Genomic DNA, 14,687 nt, shown 5'->3' on the forward strand with positions numbered 1-14,687 from the left:
GACCTGCTCGACCTGCTCGCCGACGCCGGCAAGCAGGAGTCCACGTTCACGCTGCGGACGAACCACGACGTGACCGGCCTGGTCTACGACGGGGGCCGCGTCGCCGGCGTGCGCTATGACAGCCCCGAGGGTTCGGGCGAACTACGCGCCGACCTGACCATCGGCTGCGACGGACGCTGGTCGCTGTGCCGCCGAGATGGCGGCCTCGTTCCGCGTGCATACCCGGTCAGCGCCGACATCTGGTGGTTCCGGCTGCCCAAGGCGGACGGTATCGGCGACACCCTGCTGCCCCGGTTCAAGGATGGCAAGTTCCTCGGCGTCATCCCTCGCGAGGACTACTTGCAGATCGGCTACTTCCTGCGCAAGGGCGCCGACGCCCAACTGCGGGCTCGCGGCATCGAGGCACTGCGACGCGACATCGTCGACGCGATTCCCGAACTGTCCGACTCGGTGAAAAGCCTCGAGATGAACGACGTCAAGCTCCTCGACATCCGGCTCAACCGGCTGCGCCGCTGGTACACCGACGGACTGCTGTGCATCGGAGATGCCGCGCACGCCATGTCCCCGGCCGGCGGCGTCGGGATCAACATGGCCGTGCAGGACGCCGTCGCCGCGGCGCGACTGCTCGCGGCGCCGCTGCGCGAGCACCGCCTCACCGAGGACGACTTGGCCGCCGTGCAGCGCCGGCGCCAGTTCCCGACCACCGTCACTCAGACGCTGCAGCGCGGCCTTCACGCCGCAATGCTGCGGGCGATCGATTCGGGCTCGACGCCGATGCCGAACACGGCGTTGCGCATCATGGCCAGGATCCCTCAGCTGTCCGTGATTCCCGCGTACCTGATGGGCGTCGGGGTGCGGCCCGAACACGCTCCGACGTTCGCCCGCCGGGTTCCGCGCCCGGCATCGACGACAATGAGCTAGATGACGACGGCTCACGACGTTCCGGCCGAGGTGGTGGATGCGGCGCTGCGAGCCGCTGACAGCCTCGGCCGGGACGTCGCTGACGTCCCGCTGGTCGCCATCGCCCGGGCGGCTGGGATCTCGCGGAGCACCCTGGTGCGACGGCTCAACGGTTCCAGGCAATTGCTCGACGACGCGGTGCGCGCCGCCGGGATCGAACCCGGCGGCCGGCCGCCGGTGCGCGAGCGCGCGGTGCAGGCCGCCGGGCGATTGATCAGTGAGCGGGGGCTCGCCACGACGACGTTGGAAGCGGTCGCCGCACAAGCGGATTGCTCGGTGCACAGCCTCTACGCGGTGTTCGGCGGGCGAGATGAGTTGATGCGTGCGGTCTTCGACAGGTACAGCCCGATTCTGGATATCGACGAGGTGGTCTCCGAACCGGACGCTGAACTCAGCGCGACCGTGCATCGGGTGTACCGGTCGCTGGCCGAGGTGTTGAGCAGCGAGCCACGGGTGGCTCCCGCGATGCTCGCCGAGGTTTTGGCCCGTCCCACCGAACCCGCGATACGGGCCGTGTTGTCGCATCACGTGCCACTCATGTTGGGCAGCGTGGGCCAGTGGCTGGCGGCCGAAGTCGCCGCCGGGAGAATCCGAGATCTGCCGCTGCCCTTGCTGATTCAGCAAATGCTGGCGCCGATCACCGTCCACACGATGGTCCGGCCGGCAGCGGCCGGCATCCCCGAGGTCGAGTTACCCCCGCTGGACGAGGCGTGCGTGGTGTTCGCCGACAACTTCCTGCGGGCCGTCGCGACCTAGGTGCGTGAGTTCGTCGGGGCCGGGGAGTCGCCTTCCCCGCGTCGAGATCGACGTTGTGGCGCCTGCTACTCGAACTTTGCCGCCACAACGTCGATCTCGGTGCGCAAAGGCGATCACGGTGCACGCGTCCTGGCTCGACCACCATCAACGCGAACACAACCCAATCCAACCCCGCGCAGCCTGAACATGACCCCCGAACTTACGGGCGAGACCACTAGTCTTCGTCGTCGTCGATCAGATGCGCAAATGCTTCGAGGTTTTTCAACGATTCCCCGCGCGATACCCGCCACTCCCATTCTTTCTGGATCGACGAGCGAAAACCCAACTCCAGCAACGTATTAAAGTCGGTGTCGACGGCTTCGAGGACCTGCCCGAGCACGCGGTCGAGTTCGGCCGCGTCCACCGATGCCAGTGCCATCCGGCCGACCAGATAAATGTCGCCGACGTTGTCGATGGTGTAGGCGACGCCGTACAGCCGACGGTTGCGCTTGAGCAGGAATTTGTAGACGCCCTCGTGGTTTTCATCGGGCTTGCGGCAGACGAACGCCTCGACGCGCACCGAGTGCTCACCGATGCTCAGGATCGTGTTGGTCTTGAGCCGACGCTCGCCGGGCAACTCGACGATCAGCCCGGGCAGTCCGCCATGCGCGCCTTCGTGGCGGGTGTAGGTCAGCTCGCTGGCGTCGAGGGTGTCTTCGATCAATTGCTGGACGTGGGTGATCGGCGCCCCGCTGTCGCCGTTCGTGCCGGTCATCGTCGCCACTCCTCCACGCCGGCTACACCGGCGTCATCGTCGTTGGCGGTCATGCCCATGCCTTGCGTCGCGACGGACGCCGTCCGGCCTGCGCGGCCCAACGCGCCGACGTGACCCCGCGGACGACCCGGCGAGCGGTGAAGTCGCCGATCGCGCGGCGGTAGCCGGCCAGCAGCGAGTCCACGGTGTTGTCCCAGGAGAAGTCCGCCGCATGCTCGACTGCCGCCGGGCCCAGCGTGTGCGGGCCGAGTCGCAACGTGTGGTCGATCGCGTGCGCCCACTTCTCGGCGTCATGGCCGTCCACCAGCGTGCCGGTCACGCCGTCGCGCACCGCCACCGGCAAACCGCCGACCGCAGCGGCGACCACCGGTGTGCCACATGCCTGCGCCTCCAACGCCACCAGACCGAACGACTCCGAGTAGCTCGGCACGGCCACCAGGTCGACGGCCCGGAACACGCCTGCGAGGTTGTCCCGTGATTGGGGAGGCAAGAACGACACCCGGTCGGCGATACCCAATTCGGCCGCGAGCCGAACCAAGCCGTCGGGAACGGCCAGCCCGCTGCCCGACGGTCCGCCGACCACCAGCACATGCACCCGCGGCAGTTCGGCCGCCGCACGCAGCAACACGTCGGGCCCCTTGAGCGGCTGGATGCGCCCGACGAAGGCCACCACATCCCGGTCGGCAGGCAAGCCGAGCGCGGCCCGCGCGGCCCGGCGATCACCGGGACGAAACACCTCCACGTCTACTCCGGGATGCGCGATGTCGATGCACGAAGGGTCGGCGTGGTGAAGCGAAACCAGTTGCGCCACTTCGTCGTCAGTGTTGGCGATCAACCGGTCGGCCTCGTCGACAACCTGCTGTTCACCCACCGTGCGCAGCGGCGGTTCGGGAGTGTCACCCTCAGCCAGCGCGGCGTTTTTGACCTCAGCCAGGGTGTGCGCGGTGTGCACCAGCGGCACCGACCACCGCTCGCGGGCCAGCCAGCCGACCTGACCCGACAGCCAGTAGTGCGAGTGCACGATGTCGTAGTAGCCCGGCTCATGGGCGGCCTCGGCCCGCAGCACACCGGCTGCGAACGCACACAACTGCGTCGGCAGGTCGTATTTGTCCAGGCCCTCGAACGGCCCGGCAACAACATTGCGCACCAGCACGCCCGGCGCCACCCGCGCAACGGGCGGATCGGTGGACGCAGTCGCCCGGGTGAAAATTTCCACCTCGACGCCACGGCGGGCCAGGTGCAGCGCACTCTGCAGCACGTAGACGTTCATCCCGCCGGCATCCCCGACGCCGGGCTGCGCCAGCGGAGACGTGTGCACGGCCAGCACCGCGACGCGGCGCGGATTGGTCAGATCAGAAGAACCCACTCGGCCATCTTTGCAGTACCCGGTGGAATCCCAGGTCAGGCGGGTGTCCCGACGTCAACTTCGTAGCCGGGCGCTGGGCAGGCGGCCCGGCGCATGGCAGCCAGCGGGTCGGCGTACAACCCGGCCAGCGACACGATGCCGGCACCAGCTTCCTGCACCCGGTTACCGAACGCGGTCGTCCGGATGTCGCGGGCCGGCAACACCAGGCGGGCCTTGTAGGCCTCCTCCACCCGCGCCATGCCCTCGGGATATTCGGTGAACGCCTGCCCGCCGACAACCAGGTCGTCGGGGTTGAGCAGATCGCGCAGCAGCGCAACCGATTCGCCGAGCACGCGGGCCCGCTCGTCGAGCAACTCCTGGGCCTGCTGGTTCCCGCTGCGGGCGGCCTTCAGCACGTCGGTGACGGTGCCGCTGGCCGCGACGCGGCGGGGCGGCAAGATACGCAGCCGGCGCGCGGCGACCACCACCGCCTCGTCGCTGACCGTCGACTCCAACAGCCCAGAGCCGCCAAGCAATTCCGAGTGCGCGGGCAGATTGGTGATCGTGCCCGGCCCGCTGGCCGGGCTGTGCACCCGGCCGTCGATCATCAGCGCGTAGCCGACGGTCTCGCGGGCGTAGACGTAGAGGCTGGTCGAGGAGTTCGGCCCGAACCGGCGCATGCCGAGCAGCAGTTCGGCGGCCGCCATCGCCTCGACGTGCGACGCGACCGACACCGGTAGTTCCAACGCTTCGGCGAACACCGGACCGACCGGCGCGTCTCGCCAGCCCAGGCGGGCGTGGTCGACGTGACCGCTGGCGGCGTCGACCGTGCCGCCGATCGCGACGCCGACCCACAACGCGCGCCGACGGTGCCAGCGCCGCAGGTAGCGCGTGGCGCCGTCGGCCAGCGCGGCCAGCGCCGGACCCTGCGCGGTGCGTGGGGTCGGAGTTTCGACGGCGTCCAGGGTGCGGCCGAACAGGTCGGTGGCCACGATGCTGGTGGTCCGGGCCCCGACGTGAATGCCCAGCGTCAGGAACGGTTCGTGGTTGACCTCGACGGGCACGCGGGGACGCCCGATAGCCCCGGAAACGGCCAGGTCGGCGCGCTCCCGCAGGACGCCGGCCTCCAATAGTGCCGTGACCTGGCGGTTTACCGTCGCAATCGACAGCGAGCTGGCCTGGGCGATGACGTCGCGGCCGATCGGGCCGCGCAACCGCACGGCCCGGAACACCGCGGACGCGGCGGCATCGGAGAGTTGCAGCGAGGGTGCCAACACCCGGCGGTGCCCCAGTCCACGCCGGCGGACGACCGCGGGCGGGTTGAGCTGATGGGAGGTCAAAGGTGTCGAGCGCATGTGCGATTCCTTGTTCGGGGGCCGGTGGCGGTCTGGAAGCCGCACACCGTCGCGAGCGCTTTGGCGCGTCAGCTCAGGAGCGGCCGGGTGCGCGGCAACAACACACGCAGCCCGCGCAACGACACGCGGACGAAAATCCGAACAAGGTGCTGGAGATCACTCTAAGAATTTAGCACGCTTACTAGAGTCGTTGAGATGCCCTCCGCTGATCCGCGTTCGGGACCATGTGACCACCGGCACGACGACCAACCGGTCGCGGTCGTCACCGGTGCCAGCTCCGGAATCGGTGATGCCACCGCAAGAACCCTTGCCGCGCAAGGATTTCACGTTGTCGCAGTGGCACGTAGGGCCGACCGGATCACTGCGCTGGCCGCTGAGATCGACGGCACCGCAGTTGTGGCCGACGTCACCGACGGCGCGGCGGTAGACGCGTTGGCTGCCGGGCTGAAACGGGTCGACGTGCTGATCAACAACGCCGGCGGCGCCAAGGGTCTGGCGCCGGTGGCCGACGCCGATCTCGAGCATTGGCGCTGGATGTGGGAGACCAATGTGTTGGGCACGCTGCGGGTCACCCGCGCGCTGCTACCCAAGCTGATCGACTCCGGCGACGGCCTGATCGTCACCGTCACCTCGATTGCGGCCCTGGAGACCTACGACAACGGCTCGGGCTACACCTCGGCCAAGCACGCGCAGGCGGCGCTACACCGCACGTTGCGCGGCGAACTACTCGGAAAGCCGGTGCGGCTCACCGAGATTGCGCCAGGGGCGGTCGAGACGGAGTTCTCGCTGGTGCGCTTCGACGGCGACCAGGACCGCGCCGACGCGGTCTACCAGGGGATCACGCCGCTGACCGCGGGTGATGTCGCCGAGGTGATCGGCTTCGTGGCGTCGCGGCCACCGCACGTCGACCTCGACCAGATCGTGATCCGGCCCCGCGATCAAGCGCCAGGCAGCCGGTTCAACCGCCGGGCCGCACAGGACTAACGGTCGTCGTCGGGGTACCCGACAGCGTGGGCGCATCGCGCGGGGTAGCCGGCGCGCTGCGTGGAATAGACACCGGCGACGGCCTGGCGCCGCTCGGCGACGGCAGCGCCGACATGCCCACCCAGGTGTCCCAGGGCACGGCCCAGTCCCAGATGTCGCCGTCGGCGTAGGACAGCTCGATCGTGCTGCCGGTGACCTCGACCGGGTCGCCGTAGATCGCACTGGCGAAGTACTGCTCGGCATCGGCCGTCGACAGGTTGATGCAGCCGTTGGTGACGTTGGTGTTGCCCTGCGCTCCGGCGCTGTTCGGGTTGGCGTGGATGAACTCGCCGTTGTTGGAGATCCGGACCGCCCAGCGCTCGTGGATGTGGTTGTAGCCGGCGGCCGGATTGGACATGTAGAAATCGGAGTATTTCTCGCTGACCACGTGGATGCCGTTGCGGGTCACGTTGCGCGGCTTGTCGGCTTCGCCGTAGCTGCACGGGAAGTCCATGATCACACCCTCGTCACGGATCACCTGGATGCGGTGCGACGAGACTGCGGCCTTCACCACCTGCCTGCGCCCGATATCGAACTTCAGGCTCATGTCCTGCTTGCCGTAGGCGCCGTCACCGAAAGCCAAGCCGTAGAGCTTGGCATCGACGTTGACCTTGGTGCCGGCCGGATAGTACTCGCGGCTGCGCCAGTGCACCCGGGCACCCTGCGCCTCGTCGGGCAGCCATGCCCAACTTCCCTCGACCGGCGGCTCGGTGGTGATCATCAGCGCTCGCTCGACGGCAGCCTTGTCCGCGATCGGCGCGTCGAACTGAATGATGATCGGCGCCGCGACGCCGACGGTTTGGCCGTCAGCGAGCTGGAATCCACCGTCGATCACCTTGGTTGGCGAGATCGTGGTGAGCTCAGCGTGCACGGGGACGGTTTTGCCGTCGTGACCCACCGCGGCGCCCGTCCAGGTGTAGGTCGAGCCGTAGCCCAGCGGCTCGGTGAGGGTGTAGAGCGTGCGGTCCCGGTTCAGCACGCCCGCGACGGCCTTGCCGTCCGGATTGGTCAGCGCAACGTGCTGGAACCAGCCGTCGCGCACCTCGATGCTGATCGGCGCGGTCGGCAGCACCTTGGTGGCCTTGTCGGCCGGCCGGAACGTCAGCGCGGCGGCGGCCGGCCGTTTCTCCTTGTCCGCTCGCTTGGTCGACCCACCGAAGCAGGCCGCCAGCACATTGGGCGCGACGACGCCGACCACCAGGGTGGTCAGGGCTCGGCGCCGAGTAACCGGCGCCCGCTCAGTGGTCACGACATCAAGATACCGGCGGAAACGGCGCCCTTCATTCGGCGCGCGTCTCACAACGAGCAGCCGACCAGGACCGGTTCGGGCACCAGTGTGACGCCAAACACGTCGCGGACCCCGTCGCGCACGACACGGGCCAACGCCAACACCTCCGCCGTGCCGGCCCCGCCGCGATTGGTCACCGCCAACGCGTGTTTGGTGGACAGCCGGCAGGGCGCCCCGGCGTCGGGGTAGCCCTTGCCGAAGCCGGCCTGCTCGACCAGCCAACCCGCAGCCAGCTTGACGCCACCCAGAGCCGGGTAATTGGGCACCGGCCGATCGGCCCGGTCGGCAATACTTTGGTAAAGCTGCTGCGTGACAACAGGATTGGTGAAAAACGACCCGACGCTCCAGGTGTCGTGGTCGGCCGGGTCCAGCACCATGCCCTTGGCGGCCCGCACGGCGAGCACCGCGTCGCGTACCGCGGCAGGATCGGCACGCTCACCGGCGGTCGCGCCGAGTGCGCTCACCAGTTCGCCGTAGCGCAGGGGCGCGCTGCGACCAGAAGCCTCCAGCGCGAACTCCACCTCCAAAACGACGGCGGCATCGGAATGTTTCAGCACGCTGGTCCGGTAGCCGAAACCGAGTTCCTGCCCCGGCACCCAGCGCACGTCGCCGCTGCGCCGTTCGAGCAGTCGCACCCGGGTGATGGTGTCGGCCACCTCGACGCCGTAGGCGCCGACGTTTTGCACCGGGGTGGCACCCGCCGACCCGGGGATCCCGGACAAGCACTCCAGTCCACCCAGGCCGGCGTTGATCGCCGCGCTCACCACGTCGTCCCATACCGCGCCCGCCTCAGCGCGCAGAAGATTCCCGTCGACGCGAATATCGTTGTTGGCCAACCGAATAACGGTCAGGTCCCTCAGCGCGTCGGAGATCACCACGTTCGAGCCGCCGGCCAACACCAGCAACGGGCCCGACCCGTCGACGTCGAGATGACGCAGCGTCGCGACCACCTGGCCGGTGCTGGTGCACGTGATCACGCGCGACGCGACCGGGCCGACCCGCAGCGTGGTCAGCGGCGCCACCGATACGTCCTCTTCGACGCGCGCACCGGCGAAAACCGCTCCCACGCTGCCCCCTCCAAACCCGGTTGCCTGGCTCTTGACGGTAGCCTGACCTGCTATGCCGCGCTCGTTCGACATGTTCACCGACTACGCGGAAACCGTCGAATCGGTTCTGCGGGCGTTCAGCGACGAGCAGTACTGGCTTGCCCGACTGGACGATTCCGGCGCCGACGACGCGACGCTGGATTCGATCCGGGTCGACGCGGGTGTGATCGACGTGGTCACCACCCAAGTCTTGCGCGCAGACCGGATGCCTGCGGTGGTCACGCAGTTCCACCGCAGCGACCTGATCATCCGCCGCGAGGAACGCTGGGAATCGATCGTCGAGGGGACCGCAACGGCCGCGGTCAGCGGCTCGATCCTGAACTCGCCGGCGTCGCTGAGCGGGACCGCGAGGCTGGAGTCATTGGAGGACGGCGGCACGAGGCTGACATTCCGGGCTACCGTCGAGGTGAAAATCCCGCTGGTCGGCGGCAAGCTGGAAAACTTCATCGGCAGCCAGCTGGTCGAGCTGCTCATCCGCGAGCAACGCTTCACCACCGGGTGGATCGGCGAAACCGCATAGCTGCTACCCCTAGGCGCGGCGCTCCGCACTATCGACGGCACCGTTGAGCAGTTCGCCGATGACCCGCTTCATCACCGGCGTGAAAAGCCAATCCAGGCCAGGGATTTTGGGTTGCGACCGCAGATGCCAGCTGACCTCGGTTCCACTGCCGGCCGGACGCAGCGTGACCGTGCCGACGTGATCGCGGAAGGGTGCGCCGGACAGCATTTTGTACGCGTAGCGCGTGGGTCGCTCGTAGTCGATGATCTCCTCGACGAACGCGGGCCCGATCGCTTCGATGCGCCGCACCGCACCCACCCCGTTGGGGGCGGGAGTCCCTTCGCGGTCCAGGGTGCTGCGCCGGGCAAGCTTCACGTAGTTCGCGATGCCACGGTGGTCGGTGAGCGAGTCGAATACTGCCTCGATCGGTGCCGTCGTCGTCCGCTTAAGGATGAACTCGATCATCGGGACATGCTGGCATCGCGGTGACCTGACGGATCCGCCAGCCGGCGTCCGCCCGATCGAAGATGCCGAAGTTCACAGCGTCGGCACGTCAAAACCGGCGGGGATGACGTCAAGCGGAGACAGCGGTATCGCGGCATCGAGTGACGGGATGTCGAAATTGAAGAGCGGCCCGGCCGGCGTCCACAGCGTATCGATGACCGAACCGCCCGGGGTGCCCTCGTAGACATTCTCGAAACCGCCGCCCAGGTTGAACACGTCGAAGATCGTGCCATTCGCCGGGGCGTCCGTACAGATCAAGCTCGCACAACCGGTGACCGTGAACGAGGCGTTGCTGAAGGACAAGATATCCAAGACCGACAAACTGGTACTCAACTCTCCTTCTTCTTGAGCGCCCGCACCCGTGCCGGTGTAGTAGTAGAAATCTTGAGGTCCCAGACTGATGCCGGCAGCCGACCCGCCGAAGGCGGCCATCAGCGGCGCTCCGCCCATCGTTTGACCGATGTTGTTGTAACCCTCTGCGAGCAGAGACGTCACGGGGTAGAAGGTCGTCTGGCCGATGCTGAAGGCGTCCGTAGCGGGGGCCCCGAGCAAGGGGGGCGGGATGCTGGCGTCCTGCGGTTGCTCCGCGACCAGGGGGGCAAAGATGCTGGCCGGGTTTATCTCCGCGTTGCCGGCCGCGTCGAGGTTGAAAGGAGCCGCGACAGTCGAGGTGCCGTACGACGCCACCGTGGTGTCGGTGGCAGATGTTGTCGGAGTGGCGAGATAGATCTCGTCCTTTTGGGGGATGTTCCACGGGGCCGTGTTGGTCACGCTGAACACCGTTCCCACTGCCGGCAGGTTGGCGTCGGTGAACCCCAGTTGCGGCAGTTGACTGGTGACCACTTCCTCGGTGGTGGTCAAGCCCAGGAAGTGGAGCACAAATTCGTTGGCGTCGACGCTGCCCATCTCGGTGCCGCTGCTGTTGTAGACGTTGAAGCCTTGGCTGACGGCAGAGATGCCGAAGAACTGGGCGCCACCCGCGGCAAATAGTGGTGCGAAGCCCGCGAGAGGCGAGACCGCGTTGTAGGTGTCCGGGGCAAGGAGCGTGCTGAAGGGGTCGAGGGTGTAGTCAAAGCCAGGCACGTTGATCGTGAAGGCGTCTGGGCCGATGCTGCTGTCTCCCGATGTCGACACCAGATTGCTGAAGGCGTCGGCTGGCTGCAGGTTACCGGTGAAGTTCTGACCCAACAGCGACTCGAGGTTGAGCGTGGCGAGCCCGCCGGGCAGCGTGACGGGCGAGGACAGGCTGTATTGGCCGGTCGGCAGCACCAGGACGTCGGCAACGGTGCCGCTCGGGGTGCCCTCGTAGACATTCTGGTAGCTGTATCCACCGGTGAGCCCCACGCCGAGACCGTTGAAGATGTCGTAGACGGTTCCCACCGCCGGCAGATTCGCGGCGGTTTCCCCCAATACCGGCGTCGAGCTGCTCACGGTGAACTCGTAACTGTCCTGCCCCAGGACTTGCAGGATGGTGCCGTCAGTGCCGATCGTCCCGACTTCCGTCCCGCTGGAGTTGAACACCTCGAAGTTTTGTGGGGCGAGGGCGATGCCGTCCAAGTCCCCGCCCGAGATGTTGAATACCGGCGGGCCCGGGAAGACCGGGGCAGGGAAAGCTGCCCAGCCCTCCTGGGGCAGCAGGAGTGGGGTGGTGTAGGGATCGAGGGTGAAGGAGCCAAGGGTGAATGCGTCGACCCCGGTGTCGCTGGGACCGGACAGCAGGCGGGTCTCCGCGTTCACCGGTTGCGCGGGAGTGGATTCGTCAGTTTGGGAGATGCCGATTCCGATGCCGACAACAGTGACCAGAGTCGCACCAGCGCCACGAGCAACGCCGCGGCGTCGGGGGTTTCGACGAGTGCTGCGGTGTTTTGCCATCCCGAGGCTCCCAAGCTCCCCCGAATACCACCCTGGTCCGAGGTCAAAAGGTTATTGTATATATGTTGAAGAGAGTAGCGCGCGCCGACCTGGTTGATGCCGACTTCATCGATCGCGCTCAAACCATCCACGCGCGACCCGCCGCGCCCGCCTCCGCCGCGCTTTAAGCTGACGATCATGCGGATCGCGGTCGCCCAGATTCTCAGCGGCACCGATCCGGCCGAAAACCTGCAGACCGTGCGGGACTATGCCGGCCGGGCCGCCGGCGCCGACGCGTCGCTGGTGGTGTTCCCGGAAGCGACAATGTGCCGGTTCGGGGTTCCGCTGGCCCCAATCGCGGAACCGGTCGACGGGCCGTGGGCCGACGCAGTGCGTCGGATTGCGCTTGACGCCGACATCACCGTGGTGGCCGGCATGTTTACGCCCGCCGACGACGGGCGGGTCCGCAACACGCTGCTGATGGTCGGGCCAGACACCGATGTCCACTACGACAAGATCCATCTCTACGACGCGTTCGGGTTCACCGAGTCGGCCACCGTCGCCCCCGGACACGATCCTGTCGCGATCACTGTCGACGGTGTGGGAGTGGGGTTGGCCACCTGCTACGACCTCCGCTTTCCCGAGCTGTTCACCACGCTGGCCGGCGCCGGCGCCCAGCTGATCGTGGTCAGCGCGTCGTGGGCCGGCGGACCGGGAAAACTCGAGCAGTGGACGTTGCTGGCCCGGGCCCGCGCCCTCGACTCCACCAGTTACGTGGTCGCGTCCGGACAGGCCGACCCCGGCGAGCCACTGGCCTCCAGCGCGCCGACAGGCGTGGGCGGCAGCCTGGTGGTGTCGCCGTTCGGCACGGTGCTGGCCTCGGCGGGCTCCACGCCGGAACTGCTGGTCACCGACCTGGACCTGGAGCAGGTGACCAAGGCCCGCGAGACAATCGCGGTGCTGCGCAACCACATAGCGTTTGCTCATGGCAATAAGGCAGAATCGCGCAGGTGACGAATCCTCAGGGGCCCCCGGAGCAGGACGCGTCCTCGCCGTGGGCCCGCCCGGGCGAGCAGAGTTCGCCCACTCAACCGGGGCCGCAGGCCGACTACTCCTATCAACAGACAACTCCCCGGTCTTATCCGCCACCGGTCCAGGAATACCCGACGACCCCGGAATTTGAGCAACCGACCTCGCCCGTCGCCGTCGAGGAGCAAAAACCCAAGCGCCGCTTCGGCTTCCGCGGCGACCCGGTGTCGATCGTGCTGGTTCTGGTCATCGCGGCCGCCCTGGGCATCGCCGCATTGGTCGGCGGTGAAATGTATGCCCGCAATCGCGCCGACCATGTCGTAGCCTCGGCGACCGAGTGCGTGGTCCAGGACGGCGCAACCGCATCCTTCGGGCCGAGCCCGTTCCTGTGGCAGCATCTGACGGGTCACTACAAGGACATCACCATTCACACCGCGGGACACAACATCCGCAACGCCAAGGGCATGAAGGCCGATATCGAGATTGACAATGTTGACCTGCACGGCAATGCCGACTCCAAAGGCACCATCGGCAAGCTGGACGCCAACATCACCTGGACGTCGGATGGCATCCAGGAGACCATTCAGGACTCGCTTCCGTTCATCGGCGGCCTGGTCAACAGCGTCACGACCGACCCAAGCACGGGCACGATCGAACTCAGTGGTGCGATGGGGCTCGGCGCCGTCACCGTCAAGCCGCAGGTCTCCGACGGCCAGCTGACACTGCAGGTCTACAAGGTCAACGCGCTCGGCGTGCTCATCCCGCACGAGACCGCGCAAACCGCGCTGAACGCCTTCACCGCGGCACTGCTCAAGCAGTACCCGCTGGGCATCAAGGCCGACAGTGTCCAAGTCACCAACGATGGTGTGTCAGCACACTTCTCGACGCAGAACGCATCGATACCCGCAGCCCAAAACGACCCCTGCTTCGCTCATGTCTAACCCGCCAGGCCCCCCGCACGACGAGCCGCAGCGCGGCCGCCCGTCCCGTCCGGCCGGGCCACCCAACCGCGGCTTCCCGCCGCGCCGCGTTCCGCCGCCGTCGGAATCGCCGACCCGGCAAATCCCTGCCCCCGGCCGCCCACCACAACAGCCCTCCGCGAGAGACGTGCCGCGTCCGCAGCAGCCCGGGCGACCACCGGGCCGCCCACCGCAGCAGCCAGTGCCACCACCGAATTACCCACCGCAGCAACCGAACTCGCCGCGTCCCGGCATGCCGCCCAACCCGCGGGCGCAGCAGCCCGGCCCCCCGCCGCCGGCTCATGAGGATCCGACCAACCGGTTCGCGCGACCGGCATCCCCCCCGGCAATGGCTGAGACACAAGGCGGTGGTGGACGCCGTTTCTTCGCCGACCGAACGTCGCTGCTGTTGATCCTGCTGATCGCCGCGCTGCTGGTGATCGCGATTCCGATCGGCGGTGAGTTGTACGCCCGCCATGTCGCCAGCACCAAGGTAGCGAACGCGGTGCAGTGCGAGGTGCAGGACAGCGCCAAGGTGTCCTTCGCGGCCGTCCCACCGGTGTTGTGGCAGTACCTGACCAAGGACTACCCCGACATCTCGGTGCAGACGGCGGGCAATCAGATTCGCGCGGCCAAGGGCATGAAGGTCAGCTTCGACATCCGCGACATCAAGCTGAGCAACAGCGCAAACTCGCAGGGCACGATCGGGTCGATCAGCGGGACGATCTCATGGTCTTCGGATGGCATCAAGCAGTCGATTCAGGACGCCATTCCCGTAATGGGCAAGTTCGTCACCGGCGACGTCACCACCGACCCGGGCGCGGGCACTATTTCGCTCAAGGGCATGTTCGACAGCGCCACCGTCAAGCCGCAAATCGTCAACAACGGCCTGTCGCTGCATGTGGTCAGCTTGACCGCGTTGGGTTCCAGCATGTCGACCACGTCAGTCCAAAATGACCTGGACAACCTGACCTCGAAAGCGACCAAGAACTACCCGCTGGGACTGCACGCCGACAGCATCAAGGTCACCAACAGCGGTGTGGAGGTCACGTTCTCCAGCGCCAACGCGACAATTCCGGCGGGCGGTAGCCAGGACCCCTGCCTGGCCAACCTCTAACCCGCCCGGCCGACGATGCGGGCCGCCACGCGGCCTGAGGAGGAGCCGGGCAAGTCAGCCCCGCCCGGCGACGAGGCGGGCCGCCACGCGGCCTGAGGAGGAGCCGGGCAAGTCAGCCCCGCCCGGCGACGATGCGGGCCG

At 67.5% G+C, this 14,687-nt stretch carries 15 protein-coding genes; 7 read left to right on the top strand and 8 right to left on the bottom strand.

Going from position 1 to position 14,687, the window contains the following annotated elements; genetic code table 11:
• A partial coding sequence (locus AC2VOU_RS01785; RefSeq protein WP_486955815.1) for an FAD-dependent monooxygenase occupies positions 1 to 921 on the top strand: 921 nt, incomplete at its 5' end.
• A complete protein-coding gene (locus AC2VOU_RS01790) occupies positions 922 to 1,716 on the top strand; it encodes a TetR/AcrR family transcriptional regulator (RefSeq protein ID WP_486955816.1) in 795 nt (264 codons plus the stop codon). It abuts the gene before it with no gap.
• A gap of 214 nt (positions 1,717 to 1,930) precedes the next feature.
• Here AC2VOU_RS01790 and AC2VOU_RS01795 read toward each other — a convergent pair whose 3' ends face one another.
• Genes AC2VOU_RS01795 through AC2VOU_RS01805 form a run of 3 tightly spaced genes read right to left on the bottom strand, consistent with a single transcriptional unit; the run spans position 1,931 to position 5,170 of the window.
• Positions 1,931 to 2,470: a type III secretion system chaperone family protein gene (locus AC2VOU_RS01795; RefSeq protein ID WP_486955817.1), complete on the bottom strand. Its 540-nt coding sequence runs from the start codon at positions 2,468 to 2,470 to the stop codon at positions 1,931 to 1,933.
• A 49-nt stretch (positions 2,471 to 2,519) separates the two neighbouring features.
• Positions 2,520 to 3,836, bottom strand: a complete 1,317-nt coding sequence (mshA, locus tag AC2VOU_RS01800) for a D-inositol-3-phosphate glycosyltransferase (protein WP_486955818.1) — start codon at positions 3,834 to 3,836, stop codon at positions 2,520 to 2,522.
• A 35-nt stretch (positions 3,837 to 3,871) separates the two neighbouring features.
• Positions 3,872 to 5,170 carry an ROK family protein gene (locus AC2VOU_RS01805; protein WP_486955819.1) on the bottom strand — a complete coding sequence of 433 codons (1,299 nt, stop codon included), beginning with the start codon at positions 5,168 to 5,170 and terminating at the stop codon, positions 3,872 to 3,874.
• A 195-nt stretch (positions 5,171 to 5,365) separates the two neighbouring features.
• On the opposite strand from AC2VOU_RS01805, the gene AC2VOU_RS01810 reads away from it, so the two are divergent.
• Positions 5,366 to 6,154: an SDR family oxidoreductase gene (locus tag AC2VOU_RS01810; protein WP_486955820.1), complete on the top strand. Its 789-nt coding sequence runs from the start codon at positions 5,366 to 5,368 to the stop codon at positions 6,152 to 6,154.
• On the opposite strand, the gene AC2VOU_RS01815 is transcribed toward AC2VOU_RS01810, so the two are convergent.
• Positions 6,129 to 7,442: a L,D-transpeptidase gene (locus AC2VOU_RS01815; protein WP_486955821.1), complete on the bottom strand. Its 1,314-nt coding sequence runs from the start codon at positions 7,440 to 7,442 to the stop codon at positions 6,129 to 6,131. The genes AC2VOU_RS01810 and AC2VOU_RS01815 overlap by 26 nt on opposite strands.
• Positions 7,443 to 7,489: 47 nt before the next feature.
• Complete coding sequence (locus AC2VOU_RS01820) at positions 7,490 to 8,548, bottom strand: UDP-N-acetylmuramate dehydrogenase (protein ID WP_486955822.1); 1,059 nt, start codon at positions 8,546 to 8,548, stop codon at positions 7,490 to 7,492.
• Positions 8,549 to 8,600: 52 nt separating this feature from the next.
• On the opposite strand from AC2VOU_RS01820, the gene AC2VOU_RS01825 reads away from it, so the two are divergent.
• Positions 8,601 to 9,107 carry a DUF2505 domain-containing protein gene (locus AC2VOU_RS01825; protein ID WP_486955823.1) on the top strand — a complete coding sequence of 169 codons (507 nt, stop codon included), beginning with the start codon at positions 8,601 to 8,603 and terminating at the stop codon, positions 9,105 to 9,107.
• A gap of 9 nt (positions 9,108 to 9,116) precedes the next feature.
• Here the strand turns inward: AC2VOU_RS01825 and AC2VOU_RS01830 are convergent, their stop codons facing one another.
• The 3 genes from AC2VOU_RS01830 to AC2VOU_RS01840 all read right to left on the bottom strand — a co-directional run bounded on the left by AC2VOU_RS01830 (position 9,117) and on the right by AC2VOU_RS01840 (position 11,641).
• Positions 9,117 to 9,551 carry an SRPBCC family protein gene (locus AC2VOU_RS01830; protein WP_486955824.1) on the bottom strand — a complete coding sequence of 145 codons (435 nt, stop codon included), beginning with the start codon at positions 9,549 to 9,551 and terminating at the stop codon, positions 9,117 to 9,119.
• A gap of 72 nt (positions 9,552 to 9,623) precedes the next feature.
• Entirely contained in the window at positions 9,624 to 11,327 is a 1,704-nt protein-coding gene (locus AC2VOU_RS01835) for a hypothetical protein (protein ID WP_486955825.1), read from the bottom strand.
• On the bottom strand, positions 11,324 to 11,641 hold the full coding sequence (locus tag AC2VOU_RS01840) for a hypothetical protein (RefSeq protein WP_486955826.1): 318 nt from the start codon (positions 11,639 to 11,641) through the stop codon (positions 11,324 to 11,326). The genes AC2VOU_RS01835 and AC2VOU_RS01840 overlap by 4 nt, the downstream gene beginning before the upstream one ends.
• On the opposite strand from AC2VOU_RS01840, the gene AC2VOU_RS01845 reads away from it, so the two are divergent.
• The 3 genes from AC2VOU_RS01845 to AC2VOU_RS01855 all read left to right on the top strand — a co-directional run bounded on the left by AC2VOU_RS01845 (position 11,640) and on the right by AC2VOU_RS01855 (position 14,546).
• Entirely contained in the window at positions 11,640 to 12,455 is an 816-nt protein-coding gene (locus AC2VOU_RS01845) for a carbon-nitrogen hydrolase family protein (RefSeq protein WP_486955827.1), read from the top strand. The two genes, AC2VOU_RS01840 and AC2VOU_RS01845, sit on opposite strands and share 2 nt — an antisense overlap.
• Positions 12,452 to 13,411 carry an LmeA family phospholipid-binding protein gene (locus AC2VOU_RS01850; protein ID WP_486955828.1) on the top strand — a complete coding sequence of 320 codons (960 nt, stop codon included), beginning with the start codon at positions 12,452 to 12,454 and terminating at the stop codon, positions 13,409 to 13,411. Before AC2VOU_RS01845 ends, AC2VOU_RS01850 begins: the two co-directional genes overlap by 4 nt.
• Positions 13,412 to 13,778: 367 nt before the next feature.
• Entirely contained in the window at positions 13,779 to 14,546 is a 768-nt protein-coding gene (locus tag AC2VOU_RS01855; RefSeq protein WP_486955829.1) for an LmeA family phospholipid-binding protein, read from the top strand.
• The last annotated feature ends 141 nt before the right edge of the window (positions 14,547 to 14,687 follow it).

The organism is Mycobacterium sp. TH-M25, from assembly GCF_057473665.1.